Genomic DNA, 4,298 nt, shown 5'->3' with positions numbered 1-4,298 from the left:
CACTGAGGTGACGTGCAACAGTCGATTCGTGAATACGAAGAGCTTGAGAAATCATCGTCTGACTCCAACCTTCAGACGCAAGTAAAACCGCTTTGATGCGGTCACGCACTCGACAATCACGAGTGGAATCGTGCATCTCTTCGAGTTGTAGTTTCTGTTGGGGAGTCAATATTAGTTTCATGGTGCGTAGCATGATCCTGATTCTAAAGAAAATCAAGCATCTTCAATGATCACGGGTATACACTGTTGTTTTTTCGAAAATTTTTGAAGAAACAATCAGTTTACATAACTATTACCAAGAATTTTTTGAAGCTGTCGCAGAGAAGCCTGGCTTCGAATTGGATTATTTCCATGATTGGGAAGAGATCTTAGTTGAGCTTGCGGTTTATCATGCATTGGAAGAAGACCTTCACATCTATCCAAACCTCGAACAATTTAAGCATGACACTAAACTCAAAGTATATGCTTACATCAATGCCTTGAAATGTCATGCGGCCCAGCATCGCTTGCCATTACGAGCAGAACTTCTGCATTTACTCAATAAAAACCCCAAGGATTTGTACGACTATACCGAAGCTGAAATGATGGGGCTTTTCCCACCAAGGATTCACCCTGACATCTACGTCAATGAAATGATTGAAAGCCAACGTCTACTTCATAAAGTCTTACCCGCTCTTTGTTTGAAGTGCGGCATGACGGAAGAAGAACTGCGTAATTTGGCAAAAGAGTAAAATAAGGGCGCTCTTAGACCATGCTCAACAAGCTGAATCAGGAGGGGTTCCCCCCTCCTGTCCAGCTCTACCTTACTGCTTCGTAGACAACAAATTGAGCCAGAAAACTTGTGCTTCCATCCTGGTAGCGAACCTCACACAGTGAGTCGCGGACAATCCATAGACCACACAAGAACGTAAAACACAGAACCATCAGCCCTGCGAGTGCTGTTTTATTTTTCGGCATTTTTCATTGCCTCCACAGTAAAGAGGCTCTACAATGAGTTTGTGATACATCATCATGGCCTCGTTAAATGAAAGTTACTGCGCTAACAGTAACCGGATAACGGGGCTTTGATTTATCTGCCACAAGCAAATTGCTCAACGCTCATGACAAACAAGTCAAGAGCGCCCAAACAAATTCTACCACAAGCCTTTCAAATCACGAATGTTTGTTTCGTCCTGCTCAAGATTTTGCCAGTGGTAATGACGTCTGCCTGTAACGAATGCGGCGAGAAGACCAAGGAACGGGGTTCCCTTGCTCATCTTTGAGTGGGCTTTTAACAAATGACCACCAATTCACGACATGGTGATCTTCTTTGGATAGGTAATTCATCGTAACTCCGAGCCCTACCGCAAGGTATGGGATCAAGTTTAGATTGACCATACTCATATCCAATTTGAATGGCAGCTCCTCGCCTTTAACATAGAAATACACCTCTCCCTGGACGTCCTTACCAAATTGAGATATCCGCGCCTGCTGGCCTTTTAGTTCACTCACATCTAATTCCTGATAAATCCCACACTATCAATATGATAACAACATTCTACGTATACCACGAACGCGCTAACAGAAACTAAACGTCGTGTGTATCAAAGATACTTATTTGATACACCGACTATGTAGCGACAATTACAATGGGTGTTCCGTACAAGAGTGGTTAATTGACGCTACATAACGACCTAGAATTGAAAGTTGGCGATTAACGCAGCTACCTACTTTCATGTTTGCTCAAACGACAAAGGGCCTTCACTTGACCGAGCAAGTGAAGGCCCTCTGCAAATCTTAAGTTTACGCCTTACGGCGAGGTGGATCTCCCACGAATTAATCATTCAAGCATGATTTCGGCTCGCCAGCTCAATAGCTGACTGGTAGTAATGGAAATAAAGAATCGCTCCTTAAGTAAAGTCATTTGACGCATTGATCCCCCTCAGGATCTGAACGCCAAGCAGGTCGAATTGCTCGCAACAGGCTGTTGCAAAGTAGAATATAGCTCGCAGAAATAAGAGCAGTCGTATGGCGCAGTGGCCACATTGAATTGATGTAAAAATCAATCAGGTAGATTGAGCAGGCGCAAAGCCTGAGCAGTTAAGTGATGCATTCCAACTTCTTATCGAGTAAGAAGCCGCGACACGTTTCAGAACGCCATTTAAGGGGGATAAAACCCGTGTGCTTAATACTGTGCAGTCAGTATTCAACTACAGCAAGGTTAGTATACCACAACATTAGATCATGTGGAGTATTGGCCAATAAGTGCCTAAGGGCCAACCAATAGTGGTTAGCAGCGGAGTGACCGAAATGACAACACGAAGTAGACAATTTTAGTTGTTCGAAAAGTATTGGCTGCTTGCGCAGCCAACTGGATGTTATTGCCTATTAACAGGCAAAAGGCTCATATGTGTTAGGTGTTACCACCCAGCCTCCATTGGTTGATAATAACTCACCCACTCATCTTTACTTTCTTTTATGATTTCAAGAAGTTCCGAGTATTGAGAGGGAGAAACAAGTCCTTGAGATAAAAGGTATTTGTAGAACTTTTTAAGAACTGTAATTGTTGCCTTTACTGATTCTGGACTCGACCACATTGCTTTTCGAGGAAACCAACCCTCAAAGAAATATCCAATTTCCTCGACACCACCATTTTGAGGCTCAATAATTTCTTCATACAAAAGGTAGTGGTTCACATAGAAATCAAGATTATTAAGGTGCTTAGACACAGCTTTCTTGGACAGTTTTTCACCTTTTAAATGTGATTCAAATTGATCTAGCAGTTGATTGTTCTTAACCCTTTGTTGTTCAACTAACAACTCGTACTCTTCGTAGTCCATAAAATCCCGTCGACACTATTTTTATGATATACAGATGATATACAGAAGTTTACATCAAATGGATTATGTTGAACATGAACGGACACCTAACGCTTTTTAGCCGCCTTTCTCTCCCCACACTGTGCCATCTTTCTCATGTGCCAGCAAAGCTCATTCTCTTTTCATCACTACAAATGGGGGCTTCCTTTACTTTTCCTGGATTGTTAGACGGACAAAAGTCGCCTAACTCTCTACAAGGCCAAATTCCTGCCATACCACCGAAAAACACATAACATAGACTCCATCAATCAATTTTAAAATTTCCAACATCAAAACCTATCAAAGCGTTTGGAGCTCATTTTTCAACCATGCACACGATTTTATAAAACAATCATCCGTAAACTAACATATCAATCCAGTTCCCTTTAGGTGTACCTTTAATGCACTGGGCAAATTTAGTGCACTAAAGTCGAAAAATAAATGTATAATGCACCAACATAACCAGACCAATGTAAAATGCACCAATGAATCACAATATCCGAATTTATGGTTACTTAAGAGCCTCGACCGACGAGCAAGATGCCTCCCGAGCAAAAAATGACCTGATCGAGTTTGCTGACAAAATGGGTTATCCCGTTGCCTATTGGTTTGAGGAGAACGAATCAGGGGCGCGATTACATCGCCCTGAATTATTTCGTCTCCTTGACATCGCGATGCCAGGCGACATTATCCTGGTTGAGCAAGTGGACCGAATAAGCCGCCTTAACACCAAAGACTGGGAACAACTCAAAAACATCATCGCCAGTAAAGGATTGAAGGTCGTCGCATTGGATTTACCGACCAGCCATCAATTTATGCACACCACCGACGAGTTTACCGAGCGCATGCTGGCTGCTCTCAATAGCATGATGCTCGACATGCTAGCCGCCGTGGCCAGAAAAGATTATGAAGACAGGCGTCGCCGCCAAGCGCAAGGCGTGCAACGAGCAAAGCAAGAAGGAAAATACAAAGGTCGCCCGGTTGATATCAAGCTGCACCAGAAGATAGAAGGTTTACTGAAAGATGGGAAAAGCTACAGCCAAATCGAAGCATTGATAGGTTGCTCCAGACATACGATTTCTAAGGTTTCTAAATTACTCAAAACAAACAAGGCGTCATGTTAAAACCATCACGACAAGATCGAGAACAGCGATTTATCCAAAGAGCCAGACAGAAGTACGGCGAGCAATACGACTACTCCGAAGTGAAATACGTAAACCTAACCACACAGGTCAAAGTTATCTGTCCTAAACATGGGATCTTCCCCTACAAATCTAATCTCTAAACTCAACGGCTCTTGTTGAGCGCACCTAGGACAAGATACAAACAATCGAAAATTCCATAGACACTACCTATTACGATTTGTAAAAGGTAAACTGTTACCAACTTCCTTAACCGTTTTATGACTATGAATACTGTGACCGTATCTTCTTTAACAACCCTCTCCGATTCGAAAAAGAA

The 4,298-nt window shown here is 42.6% G+C and carries 7 protein-coding genes; 3 read left to right on the top strand and 4 right to left on the bottom strand.

From position 1 onward, the window contains the following. Positions 1 to 181, bottom strand: a 181-nt coding sequence (locus KIV40_RS09260; protein ID WP_285348808.1) for a helix-turn-helix domain-containing protein, incomplete at its 3' end; no start/stop codon positions are given. Positions 182 to 338: 157 nt separating this feature from the next. On the opposite strand from KIV40_RS09260, the gene KIV40_RS09255 reads away from it, so the two are divergent. Beyond that, entirely contained in the window at positions 339 to 731 is a 393-nt protein-coding gene (locus tag KIV40_RS09255) for a hypothetical protein (protein WP_285348807.1), read from the top strand. Positions 732 to 798: 67 nt separating this feature from the next. Here KIV40_RS09255 and KIV40_RS09250 read toward each other — a convergent pair whose 3' ends face one another. The 3 genes from KIV40_RS09250 to KIV40_RS09240 form a co-directional block, all read right to left on the bottom strand. Beyond that, positions 799 to 957 (bottom strand): Hok/Gef family protein, encoded by a 159-nt coding sequence (locus KIV40_RS09250; protein WP_081635172.1) that lies wholly within the window; start codon positions 955 to 957, stop codon positions 799 to 801. A gap of 219 nt (positions 958 to 1,176) precedes the next feature. Next, positions 1,177 to 1,491, bottom strand: coding sequence for a hypothetical protein (locus KIV40_RS09245; RefSeq protein ID WP_285348806.1), 315 nt, complete (start codon positions 1,489 to 1,491; stop codon positions 1,177 to 1,179). A gap of 908 nt (positions 1,492 to 2,399) precedes the next feature. After that, positions 2,400 to 2,819, bottom strand: coding sequence for a hypothetical protein (locus tag KIV40_RS09240; RefSeq protein WP_285348805.1), 420 nt, complete (start codon positions 2,817 to 2,819; stop codon positions 2,400 to 2,402). 503 nt (positions 2,820 to 3,322) lie between these two features. Between KIV40_RS09240 and KIV40_RS09235 the strand changes: the two genes are divergently transcribed. Together KIV40_RS09235 and KIV40_RS09230 are read left to right on the top strand one after the other, a co-directional pair. After that, entirely contained in the window at positions 3,323 to 3,961 is a 639-nt protein-coding gene (locus KIV40_RS09235) for a recombinase family protein (protein WP_102848101.1), read from the top strand. After that, positions 3,955 to 4,122, top strand: coding sequence for a hypothetical protein (locus tag KIV40_RS09230; RefSeq protein WP_285348803.1), 168 nt, complete (start codon positions 3,955 to 3,957; stop codon positions 4,120 to 4,122). Before KIV40_RS09235 ends, KIV40_RS09230 begins: the two co-directional genes overlap by 7 nt. Positions 4,123 to 4,298: the final 176 nt, after the last annotated feature.

The organism is Vibrio sp. D173a, assembly GCF_030248475.1.
This window is presented reverse-complemented; position numbering and strand designations above follow the sequence as displayed.